Origin of the sequence: Micromonospora sp. NPDC057141 (genome assembly GCF_042670805.1) — a bacterium.
Classification (GTDB): Bacteria; Actinomycetota; Actinomycetes; order Mycobacteriales; family Micromonosporaceae; genus Micromonospora.
This window is the reverse complement of sequence record NZ_JBHUVA010000051.1, coordinates 26,926-46,781: the sequence shown is the minus strand read 5'-3', so window position 1 is coordinate 46,781 and position 19,856 is coordinate 26,926. Positions and strand designations below refer to the sequence as shown.

14 protein-coding genes and 1 tRNA gene are annotated in these 19,856 nt (G+C 74.6%); 13 read left to right on the top strand and 2 right to left on the bottom strand.

What is annotated here, in order from left to right; translation table 11 throughout:
• Positions 1 to 411: 411 nt before the first annotated feature.
• The 11 genes from ACFT41_RS22435 (at position 412) to ACFT41_RS22385 (ending at position 15,025) form a co-directional block, all read left to right on the top strand.
• Positions 412 to 1,683 (top strand): inositol-3-phosphate synthase, encoded by a 1,272-nt coding sequence (locus tag ACFT41_RS22435; protein WP_377589739.1) that lies wholly within the window; start codon positions 412 to 414, stop codon positions 1,681 to 1,683.
• Positions 1,680 to 2,525 (top strand): SCO3242 family prenyltransferase, encoded by an 846-nt coding sequence (locus tag ACFT41_RS22430; protein ID WP_377589738.1) that lies wholly within the window; start codon positions 1,680 to 1,682, stop codon positions 2,523 to 2,525. Before ACFT41_RS22435 ends, ACFT41_RS22430 begins: the two co-directional genes overlap by 4 nt.
• A complete protein-coding gene (locus tag ACFT41_RS22425; RefSeq protein WP_377589737.1) occupies positions 2,522 to 3,514 on the top strand; it encodes a sugar phosphate isomerase/epimerase family protein in 993 nt (330 codons plus the stop codon). Before ACFT41_RS22430 ends, ACFT41_RS22425 begins: the two co-directional genes overlap by 4 nt.
• A gap of 34 nt (positions 3,515 to 3,548) precedes the next feature.
• On the top strand, positions 3,549 to 4,196 hold the full coding sequence (locus ACFT41_RS22420; protein ID WP_377589736.1) for an EboA domain-containing protein: 648 nt from the start codon (positions 3,549 to 3,551) through the stop codon (positions 4,194 to 4,196).
• Positions 4,197 to 4,198: 2 nt separating this feature from the next.
• On the top strand, positions 4,199 to 5,113 hold the full coding sequence (locus tag ACFT41_RS22415; protein ID WP_377589735.1) for a TatD family hydrolase: 915 nt from the start codon (positions 4,199 to 4,201) through the stop codon (positions 5,111 to 5,113).
• Positions 5,113 to 6,297: a metabolite traffic protein EboE gene (gene eboE / locus ACFT41_RS22410; protein ID WP_377589734.1), complete on the top strand. Its 1,185-nt coding sequence runs from the start codon at positions 5,113 to 5,115 to the stop codon at positions 6,295 to 6,297. Before ACFT41_RS22415 ends, eboE begins: the two co-directional genes overlap by 1 nt.
• On the top strand, positions 6,294 to 7,685 hold the full coding sequence (locus ACFT41_RS22405) for an alkaline phosphatase family protein (RefSeq protein WP_377589733.1): 1,392 nt from the start codon (positions 6,294 to 6,296) through the stop codon (positions 7,683 to 7,685). The genes eboE and ACFT41_RS22405 overlap by 4 nt, the downstream gene beginning before the upstream one ends.
• A 32-nt stretch (positions 7,686 to 7,717) precedes the next feature.
• A complete protein-coding gene (locus ACFT41_RS22400) occupies positions 7,718 to 8,797 on the top strand; it encodes a polyprenyl synthetase family protein (protein ID WP_377589732.1) in 1,080 nt (359 codons plus the stop codon).
• A gap of 296 nt (positions 8,798 to 9,093) precedes the next feature.
• The gene (locus ACFT41_RS22395; RefSeq protein WP_377613967.1) at positions 9,094 to 11,970 is read left to right on the top strand and encodes a carbohydrate-binding protein; all 2,877 of its coding nucleotides are present in this window, start codon (positions 9,094 to 9,096) and stop codon (positions 11,968 to 11,970) included.
• Between the two features lie 63 nt (positions 11,971 to 12,033).
• On the top strand, positions 12,034 to 13,746 hold the full coding sequence (locus ACFT41_RS22390) for a ThuA domain-containing protein (RefSeq protein ID WP_377590454.1): 1,713 nt from the start codon (positions 12,034 to 12,036) through the stop codon (positions 13,744 to 13,746).
• A 268-nt stretch (positions 13,747 to 14,014) separates the two neighbouring features.
• The gene (locus ACFT41_RS22385; protein ID WP_377590452.1) at positions 14,015 to 15,025 is read left to right on the top strand and encodes a sugar phosphate isomerase/epimerase family protein; all 1,011 of its coding nucleotides are present in this window, start codon (positions 14,015 to 14,017) and stop codon (positions 15,023 to 15,025) included.
• Between the two features lie 107 nt (positions 15,026 to 15,132).
• Here ACFT41_RS22385 and ACFT41_RS22380 read toward each other — a convergent pair whose 3' ends face one another.
• Together ACFT41_RS22380 and ACFT41_RS22375 are read right to left on the bottom strand one after the other, a co-directional pair.
• Positions 15,133 to 16,317: an ROK family protein gene (locus ACFT41_RS22380; RefSeq protein WP_377590506.1), complete on the bottom strand. Its 1,185-nt coding sequence runs from the start codon at positions 16,315 to 16,317 to the stop codon at positions 15,133 to 15,135.
• 281 nt (positions 16,318 to 16,598) lie between these two features.
• Positions 16,599 to 17,027 (bottom strand): hypothetical protein, encoded by a 429-nt coding sequence (locus ACFT41_RS22375; protein ID WP_377590505.1) that lies wholly within the window; start codon positions 17,025 to 17,027, stop codon positions 16,599 to 16,601.
• Between the two features lie 285 nt (positions 17,028 to 17,312).
• On the opposite strand from ACFT41_RS22375, the gene ACFT41_RS22370 reads away from it, so the two are divergent.
• Together ACFT41_RS22370 and ACFT41_RS22365 are read left to right on the top strand one after the other, a co-directional pair.
• Positions 17,313 to 17,385: transfer RNA gene (locus ACFT41_RS22370), tRNA-Asn, on the top strand.
• 324 nt (positions 17,386 to 17,709) lie between these two features.
• Positions 17,710 to 19,824, top strand: a complete 2,115-nt coding sequence (locus ACFT41_RS22365; protein WP_377588292.1) for an MMPL family transporter — start codon at positions 17,710 to 17,712, stop codon at positions 19,822 to 19,824.
• Positions 19,825 to 19,856: the final 32 nt, after the last annotated feature.

The following is a 19,856-nucleotide window of genomic DNA, read 5'->3' as shown; positions in this document are numbered from 1 at the left end:
GTGCCGGCCCGCGTGCCGGCACCGCCCGACCAGAGGCTTTCCGGACCGGCCGGCGAGGACCCGCCGCGGTTGCGCCCCGCGGCGGGGACGGGGTCGGCTCCGGAGGGCGTGCGACGGCGGGCACCCGCCCGGCGCGCACGACAGCACGACGGCACCTCCGGCGCGGCCGGACCGGGATTCCCCGGCCGCGCCGGAGGGCCGCGCACCACGCACCACGCATGCGGGGGAGACAGGGACGGGACGCCGACCGACCCTGCCTGCCAGTCCCGTCCGCCGCCCGACCCGACGAACCCGCCCGGCACCGTTGTCGCCGCTTTCGGCGCCGAGGCGCGGGGAATCGGGTCGGGCGGCCGGGCGGGGCGCGTAATATTGACTTTGATCTATGCTGGAGCCACTGGCGGAAGGAGCACCATGCGTACGGGTGTCTGGCTGGTGGGGGCGCGCGGCTCGGTCGCGACCACCAGCATCGTCGGGGCGCTCGCCCTGCGGGCCGGGCTCACCGGCCCGACCGGCTGCGTCACCGAGCTGCCCGAGCTGCGGGGTCCCGCGTGGCCGTCCTTCGCCGACCTCGTGTTCGGCGGCCACGACGTGGCCACCACCCCGCTGGCCAAGCGCGCCGAGGCCCTGGCCGACGCCGGGGTGGTCCCGGCCCGGCTGGTCGCCGCGCTCGGCGAGGAACTGGCCGCCGTCGGCGACGACGTGCGCCCCGCCCCGGTCGGCGGGACCCAGGCCGACCGGGTTGCCGCCGCCGTCGCCGACCTCACCGCGTTCCGCGAGCGGCACCGGCTGGACCGGGTGGTGGTGGTCAACGTCTCCGCCACCGAACCGGCCGCCCGCCCGCACCCCGCGCACGCCGACGCGGACGCCCTGGCCGCCGCGCTCGCGGCCGGCGAGGAGGTGCTGCCGCCCAGCTCGCTGTACGCGTACGCGGCGTTCACCGCCGGCTGCCCGTACGTGGACTTCACCCCGTCGACCGGGGCCCGGCTGCCCGCCCTCGCGGCGCTGGCCGCCCGGCACGCCCTGCCGTACGCGGGGCACGACGGCAAGACCGGGGAGACCCTGCTCAAGTCGGTGCTCGCCCCGATGTTCGCGATGCGGCACCTCGCGGTGCGTTCCTGGTCCGGGACGAACCTGCTCGGCGGCGGTGACGGCGCGACCCTGGCCCAGCCGGACGCCAACGCCGCCAAGGTCGCCAGCAAGCAGCGCGTCCTCGGTGAGATCCTCGGGTACGTCCCGCAGGGCGACACCCGCATCGACTACGTCGAGGAACTGGGCGACTTCAAGACCGCCTGGGATCTGATCACCTTCGCCGGCTTCCTCGGCACCGGCATGCGGCTGGAATTCACCTGGCACGGCTGCGACTCGGCCCTGGCCGCCCCGCTCGTGCTCGACCTGGCCCGGATCACCGCCGCTGCGCACGCCGCCGGCCGGCACGGTCCCCTGACCGACCTCGCGTTCTTCTTCAAGGACCCGCTCGACCCCGCCGACCCTGGTCCCACCGGCTCCGCGCCCGACGCCGAGGGCCCCGCCGACCCGGGTGCTGCCGGCTCCGCGCCCGACGCGGGTGCGACCGCCGGCCGCGCCCCCAGCCACGCGCTGGCCGAGCAGTGGGCCCGGCTGGCCGCGCTCGCCGTCGACCTGCACACCGGGGCCGGCTCGCCGCCGGCCGGCGGTGCCGCGTGAGCACCCTCGCCGACCTGGCCGAGCTGGTCCGTGCCCCGGCCGGGCTCTCCGTGCCGGGCGACGTGCTGGCCGGCGCGGCGGCGGCCGGGTCGCTCGGGCGGCGTACGCCCGGCCTGGCCGCCGCGTCGGTGCTGCTGTACTGGGCCGGGATGGCCGCCAACGACTGGGCCGACCGGCGGCTCGACGCGGTCGAGCGGCCGGAGCGCCCCATTCCCAGCGGCCGGGTCAGCCCGCCCGCCGCGCTCGGCCTCGCCGCCGGCCTCACCGCGGCCGGGGTGGCCCTGGCCAGCGCGGCGGGCGGCCGGCGGGCCGCCGTCGTCGCCGTGCCGCTGGCCGCCGCCGTCTGGGCGTACGACCTGGCGGCCAAGAACACCGCCGCCGGCCCCGCTGTGATGGCGGCCTGCCGAGGGCTGGACGTGCTGCTCGGCGCGACCGGCGGCCGGCTGTCCCGGGCGCTGCCGGCGGCGGCCACCGTCGCCGCGCACACCTGGACGGTCACGGCCCTGTCCCGCCGCGAGGTCGGCGGCACCGACCGGGCCCTGCCCGGCGCGACCCTCGCCGGCACGGCCCTCGTCGCCGCCGCGGCCGTCGGCCCTCGGCCCGCCGCCGCGCCGGCCGCCCTCGCCGCCGGCTACCTCGCCCGCTACGGCGGGGCGCAGGCCCGGGTGCTCGCCGACCCGTCGGCCGGCCGGGTCCGGGCCGCCGTCGGCGCGGGCATCACCGGGCTGCCCGCGTTGCAGGGCGCGCTGACCGCCCGCGCCGGCGCGGGGCTGCTCGGCCTGGCGATCGCCGCCGCCGCGCCGCTGGGCCGGCTGCTGGCCCGGAAGGTGTCCCCGACGTGACCGCCGGCCCGCCGGCCCGGCCCGCCGCCCCCGACCGCCGTGCCGCCCCCGATGGCCGCGCCGTCGTCGCGGCCGGGCCCGCCGGGCTGCGGTTCGGCTACGGGACGAACGGCTTCGCCAACCACCGGCTCGACGACGCGCTCGCCGTCATCGCCGACCTCGGCTACGAGGGGGTGGCGCTCACCCTCGACCACGACCACCTCGACCCGTTCGCCCCCGACCTGGCCCGCCGCACGGCCGCCGTGGCCCGTCGCCTCGACGCGCTCGGGCTCGCCGTGGTGATCGAGACGGGGGCCCGGTACCTGCTCGACCCGTGGCACAAGCACGCCCCGACCCTGCTGCACGACGACCCGGCCCGCCGCATCGAGTTCCTCCGCCGGGCCGTCGCCGTCGGCGCGGACCTGGGCGCCGAGGCGGTCTCCTGCTGGGCCGGGGTACGCCCCGCCGACGTCGCGCCGGCCGTCGCCTGGGACCGCCTCGTGGCCGGCTGCGCCACCGTCTGCGCGGCGGCCGACGTCGCCGGGGTGCCGCTCGGCTTCGAGCCGGAGCCCGGGATGCTCGTCGAGGACATCGCCGGCTGGCGGCGGCTGCACGACGCCCTCGGCCGCCCGGCGGCGTTCGGCCTCACCCTCGACATCGGACACTGCCGCTGCCTGGAGCCGGTCGACGTGCCCGACTGCGTCCGGTCGGTCGGCGCGCACCTGGTCAACGTGCAGATCGACGACATGCGCCGGGGCGTGCACGAGCACCTGGAGTTCGGCACCGGCGAGATCGACTTCCCGCCGGTGCTCGCCGCGCTCGCCGAGGTCGGCTACGCCGGGCTGGTCGCCGTGGAACTGCCCCGGCACTCGCACGCCGCCCCGCAGGTGGCCGCCCGGTCGCTCGACTTCCTCCACGCCGCCGCCGGCCACGCCGCCGCCGGGCCCGCGGTCATCGGCCGCACCGTCACCGCGCCCGGCGCGCCGTCCGACCACCCCGGTGGCGGCTGAGCGCCGTCCGTACCAGCTCGGAAGGGAGACCGGGATGACACCCGAACGACTACGCGCCGCCCTGCGGGGCGTACCCGACCCGGAGTGGCTGGACGCGGCGATCGCGCGCGTCGCGGCCGAACCGGCGACGATCGCGCGGTGGTTCGCCGCCGCCGCCCGCCGCTGCGGCCGGGACCCGCTGCCCGACGCCCCCGGCTGGACGGCCGACGAGGCCGCCCGGGCGCTGCTGCTGGCGGCGCTGCCCGCCGGCCACGCCGGCCACGCCGCCGACGTCTACCGGTACGGCGACGCCGCCGAGAAGCGGGCCGTGCTGCGGGCCCTGCCGCTGCTGCCGATCGGCGCGGAGTGCGAGCCGCTGCTGCACGACGCGATCCGCACCAACGACACCCGGCTGATCACCGCCGCCCTCGGTCCGTACGCCCGGCACCTCGACGCGGACGCCTGGCGGCAGGCCGTGCTCAAGTGCGTCTTCACCGGCGTGCCGCTGGTCGTGGTGCACGACCTCGACGCCCGCGCCGACGCGGAACTGGCCGCGATGCTGGGCGGGCTCGCCGCCGAGCGGCGGGCCGCCGGCCGCGACGTGCCGGCCGATGCCGCCGCCCTGCTCGACCGGCTCACCGCCGCCACCGGGTTCCCCGCCGCGAGCCCCGCCGCCGTACCGTCCGACGCCCGGAAGGCGTGACCATGCGCATCTTCGACCCGCACATCCACATGACCTCGCGCACCACCGACGACTACGAGCGGATGGCCGCCGCCGGGGTCCGGGCGGTGGTCGAGCCGGCGTTCTGGCTGGGGCAGCCGCGCACCAGCCCGGACAGCTTCGCCGACTACTTCGACTCGATCATCGGGTGGGAGCCGTTCCGGGCCGCGCAGTTCGGCGTCCGGCACCACGCCACCATCGCGCTGAACCCGAAGGAGGCCAACGACCCGCGCTGCCGGCCGGTGCTCGACCTGCTGCCCCGCTACCTGGAGAAGGACGGCGTGGTGGCGGTCGGCGAGATCGGGTACGACTCGATGACCCCGGCCGAGGACGAGGCGTTCGCCGCCCAGCTCGCCCTGGCCGTCGCCCACGGTCTGCCGGCCATGGTGCACACCCCGCACCGGGACAAGGCCCGGGGCGTGGAGCGCAGCCTCGCCGTGGTCGCCGAGTCCGGCATCGACCCGGGCCGGGTGGTCCTCGACCACCTCAACGAGGTGACCGCCGGCCTGGTCCGGGACACCGGCTGCTGGCTGGGCTTCTCCATCTATCCCGACACCAAGATGTCGCCGCCGAGGATGGTGGAGCTGCTGCGGCTGCACGGCACCGAACGGATGCTGGTGAACTCGGCCGCCGACTGGGGCCGTTCCGACCCGCTGCTGACCCGGGCCACCGGCGAGGCGATGCTGCTGGCCGGGTTCACCGCCGACGACGTCGACCGGGTGCTGTGGCGCAACCCGGCCGAGTTCTACGGCCAGTCCGGCCGGCTCGACCTGACCGGCCTCGCCGACGCCGACGCCCCGGCCGGGGCCGCCGGGCCGTCGGCGGGCAGCGGGGCGGGGCGACCCGCCCCGGCGGGCGGCACGTTCGCCGGCAACTCGATCCTGCGCGGCGGCAGCTGATGCGGCTGCGCCACGGCGGCGGCGAGACCGTCCACCTCGGCTACTGCACCAACGTGCACCCGGCCGAGGATCTCGCCGGCATCCTCGCCCAACTGGACACCTACGCGGTGCCGGTGCGCCGCGCCCTCGACGCCGACCGGCTCGGGCTGGGGCTGTGGCTGGCCGCCCCGGTGGCCGCCGCGCTCGCCGCCGACCCGGCGGCCCGCCGCCGGCTGCGCGCCGAGCTGACCGCGCGCGGGCTGGAGGTGGTGACGCTCAACGGCTTCCCGTACGCGGCGTTCCAGGCCCCGGTGGTCAAGCACGCCGTCTACCACCCGGACTGGACGACGCCCGAGCGGCTCGCGTACACCCTGGACCTGGCCCGGGTGCTCGCCGACCTGCTGCCCGACGACGCGGCCCGGGGCTCGGTGTCCACCCTGCCGCTGGCCTGGCGCAACCCGTGGGACGCCGGCCGGGCCGACGCGGCGCGGCGGCGGCTCGACGCGCTGGCCGCCGGCCTGGCCGCCGTCGAGCGGGACACCGGCCGCACCGTGCGGGTCGGCTTCGAACCGGAACCGGGCTGCGTGGTGGAGTCCACCGGCCAGGCAGCCGCCCTGCTCGCCGGCACCGACCCGCAGCGGCTCGGCGTCTGCCTGGACCTGGCCCACCTGGCCTGCGCGTGGGAGGAGCCGGCCGCCGCCCTGGGCCGGCTCGCCGCCGCCGGGCTGCCGGTGGTGAAGGTGCAGGTGTCCGCCGCGATCGAAGCCCCGGCCGGTGCTGCGGAGGCGCTGCGCCGCTGGGTCGAGCCGCGCTTCCTGCACCAGACCCGTGCCGCCGGCTGCGGCCACGCCGCCGACCCTGCCGACCCGGCGTACGCCGCCGACGACCTCGACGCGGCCCTGGCCGCCCGGCTGCCCGGCGCGTGGCGGGTGCACTACCACGTGCCGCTGCACGCCCCGCCCGAGCCGCCGCTGACCGCGACCGTGCCGGTGCTGCGCGCCGCGCTGGCCGCGCTGTTCGCCGGCCCGGTCGCCGGCTGCGACCACCTCGACGTCGAGACGTACACCTGGGGGGTGCTGCCGGTCCAGCGGCGGCCCCGCGACGACGCGGAGCTGGCCGCGGGGATCGCCGCCGAGCTGGCCTTCGCCCGCGACGAGCTGGTCGCCGTGGGCCTCACATCACTTGGGACGGGGGTGCTGCGGTGAGCAGGAGACTGGTGGTGCTGGACGTGGTGGGCCTGACGCCGCGGCTGCTGGCCCACATGCCCCGGCTGCGGTCGGTGGCCGACGGCGGGTTCACCGCGCCGCTGGGCACGGTGCTGCCGGCGGTCACCTGCTCGGTGCAGTCCACGTTCCTCACCGGCGAGCCGCCGGCCGGGCACGGCATCGTCGGCAACGGCTGGTATTTCCGGGACCTCGGCGAGGTGCTGCTCTGGCGGCAGCACAACGCCCTGGTCGGCGGGGAGAAGCTGTGGCAGGCCGCCCGCAGGGTCGAGCCGGGCTACACGGTGGCCAACGTCTGCTGGTGGTACGCCATGGGCGCGGACGTGGACTGGACGGTCACCCCCCGCCCGGTCTACCACGCCGACGGCCGCAAGGAGCCGGACTGCTACACCGACCCGCCCGAGCTGCACGACGAGCTGACCGCGAAGTTGGGCACCTTCCCGCTGTTCACGTACTGGGGGCCGGGGGCCGGGCTGCCGTCGTCGGCGTGGATCTGCCGGGCGGCCGAGCAGATCCTCGCCGACCACGCCCCCGACCTGACCCTGGTCTACGTCCCGCACCTGGACTACGACCTGCAACGGTTCGGGCCGTCCTCGCCGCAGGCCGCCGCCGCGGCGGCGGAGCTGGACAGGGCGCTCGGGCCGCTGATCGGCGCCGCCCGGGCTCGCGACGCCACGGTGGTGGCCCTGTCCGAGTACGGCATCACCGACGTCTCCCGCCCGGTGGACGTCAACCGGCTGCTGCGCGCCGAGGGGCTGCTGCGGGTGCACACCCAGGCCGGTATGGAATACCTGGACCCGTGGACGTCCCGGGCGTTCGCCGTGGCCGACCACCAGATCGCCCACGTGTACGTCCGCGACCCGGCCGACGTGCCGGCGGTGGCGAAGCTCTGCGCGGGGCTGCCCGGGGTGGCCGAGGTGCTCGACGCCGACGGGCAGGCCGCGTACGGGCTGGCCCATCCGCGCAGCGGCGAACTGGTGCTGGTGGCCGAGCCGGACGCCTGGTTCACGTACTACTACTGGCTCGACGACGCCCGCGCCCCCGACTTCGCCCGGCTCGTGGAGATCCACCGTAAGCCCGGGTACGACCCCGCCGAGCTGTTCTTCGACCCGGCGGCCCCGGGCGCGGCGAAACGCCGGGCCGCCACCGCGCTGGCCCGAAAGAAGTTGGGTATGCGGTACCTGATGAGCGTGGTGGGGCTGGACGCCGGTGCGCGGGCGGTGCGCGGGTCGCACGGCCGGCTGCCGGCCGACCCGGCCGACGGTCCGGTGCTGCTCTGCTCCGACCCCGGCCCGGCCCGCGACGCGGTGGCGGCGACCGAGGTCAAGGCGCTGCTGCTGGAGCTGGCCGGCCTGACCCACCACGGGTGAACCGGCTTCGCCACTGAACAGGGAGAAACAACATGACGGTGACGGCCGCGCCCAGCGACGCGAGCGGCCTGCGCACCCGGGTCGACACCGAGCTGGCCGCCTTCCTCGACCGGCAGGCCCCGGACTGGCCGGACGGCGCACCCCGGGGGATCTTCGCCGCCCTGCACCGGTTCGTCCTGGCCGGTGGCAAGCGGCTGCGCCCGCAGTTCTGCTACTGGGGCTGGCGGGCCGCCGGCGGTGAGGACGACGGCGGGGACGGCACCCCGATCCTGGTCGCCTCGGCGGCGCTGGAGCTGTTCCACGCCTTCGCGCTGATCCACGACGACATCCTGGACCGCAGCGACCGGCGCCGGGGCGCGCCGTCGGTGCACCGCCTCTTCGCCGACCTGCACGCCCGCTCGGCGTGGCGGGGCGACCCGGAGGCGTACGGGCGCAACACCGCCCTGCTCTGCGGCGACCTCTGCGCCGCCTGGGCGGACCAGATGTTCCACGAGTGCGGGCTGCGCCGCGCCGAGCTGCTGCGCGGGTACGCGGTGTTCGCGCTGATGCGCACCGAGGTGATCGCGGGGGAGTATCTGGACCTGGTCTCCGGGGTGGGCGACGGCTCGGTGGCCAGCGCGCTGACCGTGATCCGGCTGAAGGCCGCCCGGTACACGGTGACCCGGCCGTTGCAGATCGGCGCGGCGCTGGCCGGCGGCCCGCCGAAGCTGGCGGAGGCGCTGGCCGAGTTCGGCGACCCGCTCGGCGATGCCTTCCAGCTCCGCGACGACGTGCTGGGCGTCTTCGGCGACCCGCAGGTCACCGGCAAGTCCGTCCTGGACGACCTGCGCGAGGGCAAGCCGACGGTGATGATGGCGCTGGCCCGGCAGGCGGCGGACCGGGCGCAGGGCGCCCGGCTGCGGGAGCTGTTCGGCAACGCCGACCTGGACGACGACGGTGCCGCCGAGCTGCGGGCCATCATCGAGGCCACGGGGGCCCGGGAGGAGATCGAGCGGATGATCCGGGTCCGCGCCGAGGCGGGCCTGCGTGCCCTGGCCGATGCGCCGCTCGCCCCCGCTGCGCGGGAGGCGCTCGCCGGGCTGGCCGCCCGGACGATCATCCGGACGGTCTGACGCCCGCCGCCGGCCCGGCGGCGGGCGCACATTGTCGAAACATCCTCGACACATCCGCGCAGATCGATTAATGTGATTGTGCTGCGAATCGATTCGACGAGGTGTCTCCAGTGGGCGCGGTGCCCTCGTCGTCAACTGCCGGCCGCCATCTCTGTCCCCTGTGTGCCGATGGTCTCGACCCTGTCGACGAGCGCAGCCCGCCGAGGAACGTCCACCGGTGTGCCGAAGGGACGTCCGCCGCGGTATCCGGCGCGATGACGCGCCCCGCCATCACCGGCCAGAGAGGGCACCCCTGCATGTACAGAAGACTTCGTAACCACCACCGCGCCGCCGGTCACCACGGTCCGGCACGGAGCTGGGGGGCGGCGGGCACCGCCCTGCTCACGGTGGTCGCCGCGGCCACCGCCGTCGCCGTGTCGGCGGCGCCGGCCGCCGCGCACACCATCAACGCCAGCGACTTCCAGCAGGTCGAGCTGGCCCGCGGCGTCTCCGAGATGGGCGAGCCGATGTCGCTGGCCGTGCTGCCGGACCGGTCGGTGCTGCACACCGCCCGCAACGGCACGCTGCGGCGCACCGACGCCGCCGGCAACACCACGGTCGTCGGCACGATCCCCGTCTACACCCACGACGAGGATGGGATGCAGAGCCTCGGGGTCGACCCGAACTTCGCCACCAACCGTCACATCTTCCTCTTCTACGCGCCGCCGCTGTCCACCCCCGGCGGCGACGCACCCGCCACCGGCACCAACTGGTCCGCCTGGCAGGGCGTGAACCGGCTGTCCCGCTTCACCCTGAACGCCGACTTCACCCTCAACATGTCCAGCAAGGTCGACGTGCTGGACGTCGCGACCGACCGGGGCATCTGCTGCCACGTCGGCAGCGACATCGACTTCGACGCCGCCGGCAACCTCTACCTGTCCACCGGCGACGACAGCAACCCGTTCGACTCCGCCGGCTACTCGCCGCTCGACGAGCGGACCAACCGCAACCCGGCGTACGACGCGCAGCGCAGCGCCGGAAACACCAACGACCTGCGCGGCAAGCTCCTGCGGATCAAGATGAACGCCGACGGCACGTACTCGATCCCGGCCGGCAACCTCTTCCCGCCCGGCACCGCGCAGACCCGCCCGGAGATCTACGCGATGGGCTTCCGCAACCCGTTCCGGATCAGCGTCGACAAGGCCACCGGCGTCGTCTACGTCGGCGACTACGGGCCGGACGCCGGCAGCACCAACTCCAACCGGGGGCCCTCCGGCCAGGTCGAGTTCAACCGGGTCACCGGCCCCGGCAACTACGGCTGGCCGTACTGCACCGGCACCAACACCACCGCCGAGACGTACAACGAGTGGGACTTCAACAGCAATTCCACCGGGCCCAAGTTCAACTGCACCGGCGGGCCGACCAACAACTCGTTCCGCAACACCGGTCAGGGCACCCTCCCGCCGGCCAAGGCGTCCTGGATCAAGTACGGCGGCGACTCCGGCAGCCCGCCCGCGTTCGGCACCGGCTCCGAGTCGCCGGCGGCCGGCCCCGTCTACCGGTTCGACCCCGACAACCCCTCGGCGACGAAGTTCCCGCAGTCCTTCGACGGGCAGTTCTTCGCCACCGAGTTCGGCCGGGGCTGGATCAAGCCGATCCACCTCAACGCCGACGGGTCGCCCGGCACCATCGACAGCTTCCCCTGGGTGGGCAAGCAGGTGATGGACTCCGCGTTCGGCCCCGACGGGGCGTACTACCTGCTCGACTACGGCACCGGCTACTACAACGGCGACGCCAACTCGGCCCTCTACCGCTTCGACTACGTCGGCGTCGGCAACCGGGCGCCCGCCGCCCGCGCCAGCGCCGACCGGACCTCCGGGCCGGCGCCGCTGACCGTGAACTTCTCCTCCGCCGGGTCCGCCGACCCCGAGGGCGCGGCGCTGACCTACTCGTGGGCGTTCGGCGACGGCACCACCTCCACGGCGGCCAACCCGACGAAGACGTACACCGCGAACGGGTCGTACACCGCGACGCTCACCGTGCGGGACCCGCAGGGCGCGACCGGTTCCACCAGCGTGACGGTCAACGTCGGCAACACCGCCCCGACGGTCACCGTGACCGGGCCGGCCAACGGCAGTCTGTTCTCCTTCGGTGACACCGTGCCGTTCAGCATCACCGTCACCGACCCCGAGGACGGCACGATCGACTGCGCCAAGGTCAAGATGACCTACGTGCTCGGCCACGACCAGCACGGTCACCAGATCGCCTCGCAGAACGGCTGCTCCGGCAACATCACCATCCCCGTCGACGGCGAGCACGACGACGCGGCGAACATCTTCGCCGTCTTCGACGCCGAGTACACCGACGCCGGCGGCCTGACCACACACACCCAGCACATCCTCCAGCCCCGGCACCGGCAGGCCGAGCACTTCAAGACCTCGTCCGGCATCAGCACCTACGACAAGACCACCGCCGAGGGCGGCAAGACCGTGGGCGACATCCAGAACGGGGAGTGGATCGCCTTCGAGCCGTACCGGATCGGGAACGCGACCTCGTTCACCGCCCGGGTCTCCTCGGCCGGCGCGGGCGGCACGCTCCAGATCCGCACCGGCTCGCCGACCGGCACGGTGCTCGGCTCGGTGACCGTCCCGGTGACCGGGTCGTGGGAGACCTTCACCACCGTCACCGGGGCGATCACCAACCCGCCGACCGGCACCACCACCCTCTACCTCACCTTCGCCGGTGGCTCCGGGACGCTGTACGACGTCGACGCGTTCACCCTGAACACCGGCACCGCGCCGCCCCCGACGAACGGCACCGGGCGGGTCGTCGGGTTGGCCGGCAAGTGCCTGGACGTGCGTAACGGGTCGTCGGCCGACGGCACCCAGGTCCAGTTGTTCACCTGTAACGGCGCCGCCGGTCAGCAGTGGACGGTGGGCACGGACAGCACGATCCGGTCGTTGGGCAAGTGCCTGGACGTCAACGGCGGCTCCTCGGCCGACGGGGCGAAGGTCCAGCTCTGGACCTGCCACGGTGGTGCGGCGCAGCAGTGGGCGGCGCAGTCCGACGGCTCGCTGCGCAACACCCCGTCGGGCAAGTGCCTGGACGTCTCGGGCAACAACTCCGCCGACGGCACGGTCGTGCACCTGTGGGCCTGCCACGGCGGGGCCAACCAGAAGTGGACCCTGCCCTAGGCACACCTGCGGTCCCCCGCCTCCGGCGGGGGACCGCACCGCCACCACACCCAGGAGAACGACATGCGAAGACTCCTCCGTCCCCTCCTCGGCGCGGCCACCGCCGCCCTGGCCGTACTCGCCTGCACCGCCCCGGCCACCCCGGCGTCGGCCGCCGACGCCCCGTACGACGTGCTGGTCTTCTCCAAGACCGCCGGGTTCCGGCACGACTCCATCGCCGTGGGCACCCAGGCCGTCCGTGAGCTCGGCGCGGCCAACAGCTTCACCGTCACCGCCACCGAGGACGCCGCCCAGTTCACCACCGCCAACCTGGCCCGCTTCGAGGCGGTGATCTTCCTCAACACCACCGGCGACGTGCTCAACGACACCCAGCAGGCGGCGTTCGAGTCGTACATCGGCTCCGGCGGCGGCTACGTCGGCGTGCACTCCGCCGCCGACACCGAGTACAACTGGCCGTTCTACGGCAACCTCGTCGGCGCCTGGTTCGCCTCCCACCCGGCCATCCAGCAGGCCCGGGTGAAGGTGGAGGACCGGGCGCACGCGGCCACCGCGCACCTCGGCCCGACCTGGACCCGCACCGACGAGTGGTACGACTACCGCACCAACGCCCGCTCCACCGCGCACGTGCTGGCCAGCCTCGACGAGACGTCGTACTCCGGCGGGGCGATGGGCGGCGACCACCCGCACGCCTGGTGCAAGACGTACAGCGGCGGCCGGTCCTTCTACACCGGCGCCGGCCACACCCAGTCGTCGTACTCCGAGCAGGCGTTCCGCGCCCACCTGCTCGGCGGCATCCGGTACGCGGCCGGCCGGACGAAGGCCGACTGCCGGCCCGAGACCGGCTACACCGCCCTCTACAACGGCTCCACGACCGGCTGGACCCAGGCGGGGCCGGGAGGGTTCACCAACGCCGACGCCACCCTCAGCTCCTACGACGGCCTCGGCCTGTACTGGTACAACGCGAAGCAGTTCACCAACTACTCGCTGAAGCTGGACTGGCGGGCGGCCGGGGACGACAACTCCGGGGTGTTCGTCGGCTTCCCCGCCTCCAGCGACCCGAACTCGGCGATGACCAACGGTTACGAGGTGCAGATCGACGCCACCGACGCCGCCGACCGCACCACCGGCGCGATCTACGGGGTCAAGTCCGCCGACCTGGCCCTCAGGGACGCGGCGCTCAACCCGCCGGGGGAGTGGAACACCTACGAGCTGCTGGTCGAGGGGGAGCGGCTCCAGGTCCTGCTCAACGGCGTGAAGATCAACGACTTCACCAACACCGACCCGGCCCGCTCGCTCGCCGGCTATGTCGGCATCCAGAACCACGGCCCCGGCGACGACGTGTCGTTCCGCAACATCCGGATCAAGGAGTTGGGCGGTACGAACCCGCCGCCGACCCGCACCGGGCGGGTCGTCGGGTTGGCCGGCAAGTGCCTGGACGTGCGCAACGGCTCCTCGGCCGACGGCACCCAGATCCAGCTGTACACCTGCAACGGCGCCGCCGGTCAGCAGTGGACGGTGGGCACGGACAGCACGATCCGGTCGTTGGGCAAGTGCCTGGACGTCAACGGCGGCTCCTCGGCCGACGGGGCGAAGGTCCAGCTCTGGTCCTGCAACGGTGGTGGCCCCCAGCGGTGGGCGGCGCAGGCCGACGGGAGCCTGCGCAACACCCAGTCCGGCAAGTGCCTCGACGTCTCGGGCAACAACTCCGCCGACGGCGCGATCGTGCACCAGTGGTCCTGCCACGGCGGCGCCAACCAGAAGTGGACCCTGCCCTAGCTAGATGCAAGGAAGGGCCCCTTGTTGTCGCATTCTGTCGTACAGGGGGCCCTTCCTAACCGCCGCAGGCGGCCATAGAGTGAGCGGCGGCGACCGTACGCGGTTGCCGGTGACCCGGCGGGAGGCGCAACCCGCTGGGCCCAGGCGCTGCCCAGCGCCCACCGGCACCCCGCCCCGGCCGCCATGCACCAGCCCGGCCCCACCCGGCCACCCTCGCCCCGGTCACGCACACGGAATCCCCCATCACCACCTCAGGGGAGTAGGACTCATGGCGCGACCCATCACGCTCTTCACCGGCCAGTGGGCCGATCTTCCGTTCGACGAGGTCTGCCGGCTCGCCTCCGAGTGGGGCTACGACGGGCTGGAGATCGCCTGCTGGGGCGACCACTTCGAGGTCGACAAGGCCCTCGCCGACGATTCGTACGTCGAACGGAAGCTCGCGACCCTGGCGAAGCACAACCTGAAGGTCTTCACGATCTCCAACCACCTGGTCGGCCAGGCCGTCTGCGACCACCCGATCGACGAGCGGCACCAGGGGATCCTGCCCGCCCGGATCTGGGGCGACGGCGAGCCGGAGGGGGTACGCCAGCGGGCCGCCGAGGAGATCAAGGACACCGCGCGGGCGGCGGCGAAGCTGGGCGTGGACACCGTCGTCGGGTTCACCGGCTCGTCGATCTGGCACACCCTGGCGATGTTCCCGCCGGTGCCGCCGGAGATGATCGAGCGCGGCTACCAGGACTTCGCCGACCGGTGGAACCCGATCCTCGACGTCTTCGACGAGGTGGGGGTGCGCTTCGCCCACGAGGTCCACCCCAGCGAGATCGCGTACGACTACTGGACGACGAAGCGGACCCTGGAGGCGATCGGGCACCGGCCCGCGTTCGGGCTGAACTGGGACCCGTCGCACTTCGTCTGGCAGGAGCTGGACCCGGTGAACTTCATCTTCGACTTCGCCGACCGGATCTACCACGTCGACTGCAAGGACGCGAAGGTGCGCACCGGCGACGGCCGCCGCGGCCGGTTGGCGTCCCACCTGCCCTGGGCCGACCTGCGCCGGGGTTGGGACTTCGTCTCCACCGGGCACGGCGACGTGCCGTGGGAGGACTGCTTCCGGGCGCTGAACGCCATCGGCTACGCCGGCCCCATCTCCGTCGAGTGGGAGGACGCCGGGATGGACCGCCTGGTGGGTGCGCCCGAGGCGTTGCAGTTCGTCCGGCGGCTCGCCTTCGACGCCCCGTCGGCGGCCTTCGACGCCGCGTTCAGCAGCAACAAGGACTGAGCCGACGACGTGGCGTTCAGCAGCCACACGGGCTGAGCCGTACGCGCCGGCCGGACCCGCCCGGGTCCGGCCGGCCGCGCCGGTCACCCCCGGCGTCGTGCCGCCGGTCAGGGCGCGGCGTAGACGTCGTCGCTGACCAGGCGGGCCGCGCCCACCACGCCGGCGGTGTCGTCCAGGTCGGACAGGACGATCGGCAGGTTGCCGGTGGCCAGCGGCGGCGACTGCCGGTAGACCACCGACCGGATCTCGGCGAGCATCGTGGGCCCGAGGCCCGCGGCCGTCCCGCCGATGATCACGATGCCCGGGTTGACGAAGCTGACCAGCCCGACCAGGACGCGGCCGAGCCGCCGGGCCGCGTCGCGGACCAGCGCCTGCGCGGCGGCGTCGCCGGCCACCGTCGCCCGCCCCACGTCCGCCACGGTGAGCGCGCCGGCCTCGGCCAGCCGGGCGGCGAGCGCCGGCGACCGTCCGGAGTCGACCGCCGCGAGCGCCTCCCGGACCAGGGCCCCGTCCGAGCAGTACGCCTCCAGGCAGCCGGCCTCGCCGCAGGCGCAGATCGGGCCGCCGTCGCCGAGCCGCAGGTGCCCGATGCCGCCGGCGCCGCTGGTGGCGCCCCGGTGCAGCCTCCCGCCGAGCACCAGGCCGCAGCCGATGGCGGTGCCGAGCTTGACGTAGAGGAAGTCGTCGAAGGCGCGGCCGGTGCCGGCGTGCTGCTCGCCGAGCGCCATCACGTTGGCGTCGTTGTCGACCAGCACCGGGCAGCCCAGCCGGGCGGCGAGCGCGTCGCGGACGCCGTACCCGTGCCAGCCGGGCAGGGCCGGCGGGGAGACCGGGGCACCCTCACGGAACGCGACCGGGGCGGGCAGGGCCATCCCCACCCCGGTCAACCGGCCCAGGCCGAGGTTCGCGCGGACCTTGCCGAGCAGTTCGAGCGTACGGGCGATGGTCGGTTCCGGGCCGAGGCGGACGTCGACGGGCTCGCGGCGCCGGGCCAGGACGGTCAGCTCGCCGTCGGTGAGCGCGACGTCGATCTCCCGGGGGCCGATCGTGATCCCGGCGAAGCGGACCCCGCCGGCGATGCGCAGCAGCGACGAGCGGCGACCGCCCCGGGACGCGGCCGGGCCGGCGGTCTCCACCAGGCCAAGGGCGACCAGGCGGTCGATCTCCGCGACGAGCCGCGCCCGGGTGAGGCCAGCGGCGTCGCCGAGCTCGACCCGGGAGCGCGGGCCGTCGTCGCGGAGCAGCCGCAGCAGCCGGGCCTGGTCGGCGCTGTCCGGGCCGTCGTACGTCATCTCAGACCACCTCCGTCCGGAATCCTCCCCCGTCGCCCCTGGGCCGCGCCCGTCGAGGGGGGCAACGAGTGCCAGGTCACCCCGGACGCGGGGCGGGGCCGCGCCCGGTTACCCCGGATGCGGCCCCGCCCGGGTCGGCTCGGGTTGCGCTCGCCACCGCTCGGCGGCGTCCCCGTCGGGCCGGGTGGCTGCTGCTGGCCGGGTCCGGCACCTCCGCTCGGGGGCGGAGACGGCAGACGGGCCGGCCACCCGGAGGTGGCCGGCCCGCTGCGAACCGTGGGTCAGATCGTGCTGCCGTTGGTGCCCGTGCCGGACGGCTTCGTCCGGGCCGAGCCACCGCCGGAGGCCGACCCGCTCGCGGTCGACCCGGACGAGCCGGTGCCCGACGAGCCGCTGCCCGCCTTCGCGCCGACCGTCGCCGGGGTGCCCGCGAACGGCTTGTCGGCGGCGGTCAGCTCATGCTTGCTGCCGCTGCTGCCGCCGTTGCTGCTCAGCTTCTCGCCGAGCCTGGACTGGCTGAGCTTGTCCCTGCCCTCACTGTAGAGCCGGTTGGCCTGGGCCTGCGCGACGCCGGCCGCCTCCTGGACGGTCGGGTGGTCGAGCACCTTGCGGCCCCGGACGACCAGCTCCTCGTACTTCTCCCGGCCGGCACGGGCGCCCAGGACGAATCCCGCAGCCAGCCCGCCAAGAAACATGATCTTTCCGCGCATGGCGGCTCCTTCCGTACCTGACGCGCCGTCGCCTCCCCGGGGCGGACCCCGCGGGCGACGAGCTTTCGCGCCTACGTCCTCTGTCGGCAGCTAACTACCCATCCTCCACCGCGCTCATACCTGGTGGTGCCCGGATGACGAATTGTCTGCTTGTCGGGCGCTTCGGAGGTCCCCGGTCCCGGCGCGTCCCGCGGCCGAACCCCCTGGACCAAACCCCGGGTGAATCCTGTACTCTTGTGCCGTCGCCGAGGGTGCCGGAGAGATCCGATCCCGGGCGGCGAGCGGTCCCCCGTAGCTCAATTGGCAGAGCAGCCGGCTGTTAACCGGCAGGTTTTTGGTTCGAGTCAAAAGGGGGGAGCAGCGCAGCGAGAAGGCCCGCCGGCCCCGCCGGCGGGCCTTCTCGCATTGCGCGTGTTTGGTGTAAGGAAGGGCCCACTGTTAATGCCTGCGGTAGAGAAGGGTTCCCCTCTCACCCTCCCGGCCCGGCCGGCGAGAGCTAGGCGCGAGCGCGGCTGGGTCGTGAGCCCGCCCGAGTCGGGGCTGCGGCGTGGGCGCGGGTCGGGATGGGGGCAACGGGACGGTTTCGGCCCGCCCGGGCGCGCTCGGCCGGCAGGATGGTCGATGTCGACTCGGACTCCCGCTGAGTCGATCGCTGCGTCGATTCAAGAGGTGGGTGGGTGAATTGGCCGGAAGACGGGGCGGCATCGCCACGCTGGTCGCGGCGTTGGTCGTGATCGGCTGGCTGGTCGTCGGCGGCGTGGCCGGGCCGTACGCCGGGAAGCTGGGGGAGGTCGCGACCAACGACAACGCCTCCTTCCTGCCCACCGAGGCCGAGGCCACCCGGGCGCAGGACCTGACTGCCGGGTTCGCCGACCGGGAGACCACCCCGGCGCTCGTGGTCTACGCGCGTACCACCGGGATCACCGACGCCGACCGGCAGCGGGCCGCCGCCGACACCGCCCGGTTCGCCCGGGTCCCTGGCGTCGTCGCACCGCTCCCGCCGCCCGTGCCCAGCCAGGACGGCCAGGCCCTTCAGGTGGTCGTGCCGATCGACGCGGCCGAGGGGGAACGGATCGGGCAGGTCGTCGACGAACTGCGCGCCATCGTCGGCGACGACCGGGACGGGCTCACCGTGGACGTCGCCGGGCCCGCCGGGCTGCTCGCCGACCTCATCGAGGTCTTCGGCGCCATCGACGGGCCGCTGCTGCTGGTCACCCTCGGCGTGGTGCTGATCATCCTGCTGGTCGTCTACCGCAGCCCGGTGCTCTGGATCTTTCCGCTGCTCGCCGCCGCGACGTCGTACGCCCTCGCGGCGGTCTTCGTCTACCTCCTCGCCGACCACGACGTGGTCAAGCTCAACGGCCAGGCGCAGGGCATCCTCACCGTCCTCGTCTTCGGCGCGGGCACCGACTACGCGCTGCTGCTCATCGCCCGCTACCGCGAGGAACTGCACCGGCACGAGCGCCCCTGGGCCGCGATGCGGGCCGCCTGGCGGGGAGCCGCCCCGGCGATCATCGCCTCCGGCGGCACCGTCATCGTCAGCCTGCTCTGCCTGCTGCTGTCCAGCCTCAACTCCAACCGGGCGCTCGGCCCGGTCGCGGCCATCGGCATCGCCGCCACCCTGCTGGTCATGCTGACCTTCCTGCCCGCACTGCTGGTGCTCGGCGGACGGTGGGCGTTCTGGCCGCGCCGGCCCGCCGCCGATCGGGCCGACCCGCAGACCGAGCACGGCCTCTGGAGCCGCATCGCCGGCTTCGTCGCCCGTCGGGCCCGGGTCGTCTGGCTCGCCACCGCCGCCGTGCTGGCCCTGCTCACCATCGGCCTGACCCAGCTCGGCGTCACCACCCTCGGCCAGACCGACCTGTTCACCCAGCGCACCGACTCCGTCGCCGGCCAGGACGTCATCGCTGCGCACTACCCGGCCGGCACCGGCAGCCCGGCCACCATCTTCACCGACCAGGCCAGCGCCCAGCAGGTCGCCGAGGCGGCCCAGCGGGTGCCCGGCGTCGCCGCCGTCCGCCCCGTCACCCAGCGCAGCCAGGCCGGCCCGCCCGACCCGAACGCCCCGCCGAAGGTGGTCGACGGCCGCGTCCAGTTCGAGGCCACCCTCGCCGACCCGCCCGACAGCGACGGCGCGGAGCGGACCATCCGCGCCCTCCGCGAGGCCGTGCACGGCGTACCCGGCTCGGACTCGGTCGTCGGCGGGTTCACCGCGATCAACGTGGACACCTCCGACGCGTCCGCCCGGGACCGCAACGTGATCATCCCCGTGGTGCTGCTGGTGATCGCGGTCATCCTGGCACTGCTGCTGCGCGCACTGCTCGCCCCGCTGCTGCTCATCGCGACCGTGGTGCTGTCGTTCCTCGCCACGCTCGGGCTGTGCGCGCTGATCTTCCGGCACGTGCTCGACTTCCCCGGTGTCGACCAGTCGTTTCCGCTGTTCGCGTTCGTCTTCCTCGTCGCCCTCGGCATCGACTACAACATCTTCCTGATGAGCCGGGTCCGCGAGGAGTCGGTGCACCGGGGCACCCGCCCCGGCGTGCTCGCCGGCCTCGCCGTCACCGGCGGCGTCATCACCTCCGCCGGCATCGTGCTCGCCGCGACGTTCTCCGCACTCGCCGTGCTGCCGCTGGTCGTCCTCGTCGAGCTTGGCGTCGCCGTCGCCGTCGGGGTCCTGATCGACACCATCGTCGTCCGCTCGCTGCTGGTGCCTGCCCTGTCGTACGACATCGGGGCCCGGATCTGGTGGCCCGGCCGGCTGGGCCGCACGGACCGGGAGGCGCGCGATGCCCGTTGAGACCGACGTCGTCATCGTCGTCGGCGGCGGCC

Excerpts from the sequence above, each read along its gene's own strand:
- ACFT41_RS22435 (WP_377589739.1), top strand. The coding sequence starts at position 412 with ATGCGTACGGGTGTCTGGCTGGTGGGGGCGCGCGGCTCGGTCGCGACC.
- ACFT41_RS22420 (WP_377589736.1), top strand. The coding sequence starts at position 3,549 with ATGACACCCGAACGACTACGCGCCGCCCTGCGGGGCGTACCCGACCCG.
- ACFT41_RS22415 (WP_377589735.1), top strand. The coding sequence starts at position 4,199 with ATGCGCATCTTCGACCCGCACATCCACATGACCTCGCGCACCACCGAC.
- eboE (WP_377589734.1), top strand. The coding sequence starts at position 5,113 with ATGCGGCTGCGCCACGGCGGCGGCGAGACCGTCCACCTCGGCTACTGC.
- ACFT41_RS22400 (WP_377589732.1), top strand. The coding sequence starts at position 7,718 with ATGACGGTGACGGCCGCGCCCAGCGACGCGAGCGGCCTGCGCACCCGG.
- ACFT41_RS22395 (WP_377613967.1), top strand. The coding sequence starts at position 9,094 with ATGTACAGAAGACTTCGTAACCACCACCGCGCCGCCGGTCACCACGGT.
- ACFT41_RS22390 (WP_377590454.1), top strand. The coding sequence starts at position 12,034 with ATGCGAAGACTCCTCCGTCCCCTCCTCGGCGCGGCCACCGCCGCCCTG.
- ACFT41_RS22385 (WP_377590452.1), top strand. The coding sequence starts at position 14,015 with ATGGCGCGACCCATCACGCTCTTCACCGGCCAGTGGGCCGATCTTCCG.
- ACFT41_RS22380 (WP_377590506.1), bottom strand. The coding sequence starts at position 16,317 with ATGACGTACGACGGCCCGGACAGCGCCGACCAGGCCCGGCTGCTGCGG.
- ACFT41_RS22375 (WP_377590505.1), bottom strand. The coding sequence starts at position 17,027 with ATGCGCGGAAAGATCATGTTTCTTGGCGGGCTGGCTGCGGGATTCGTC.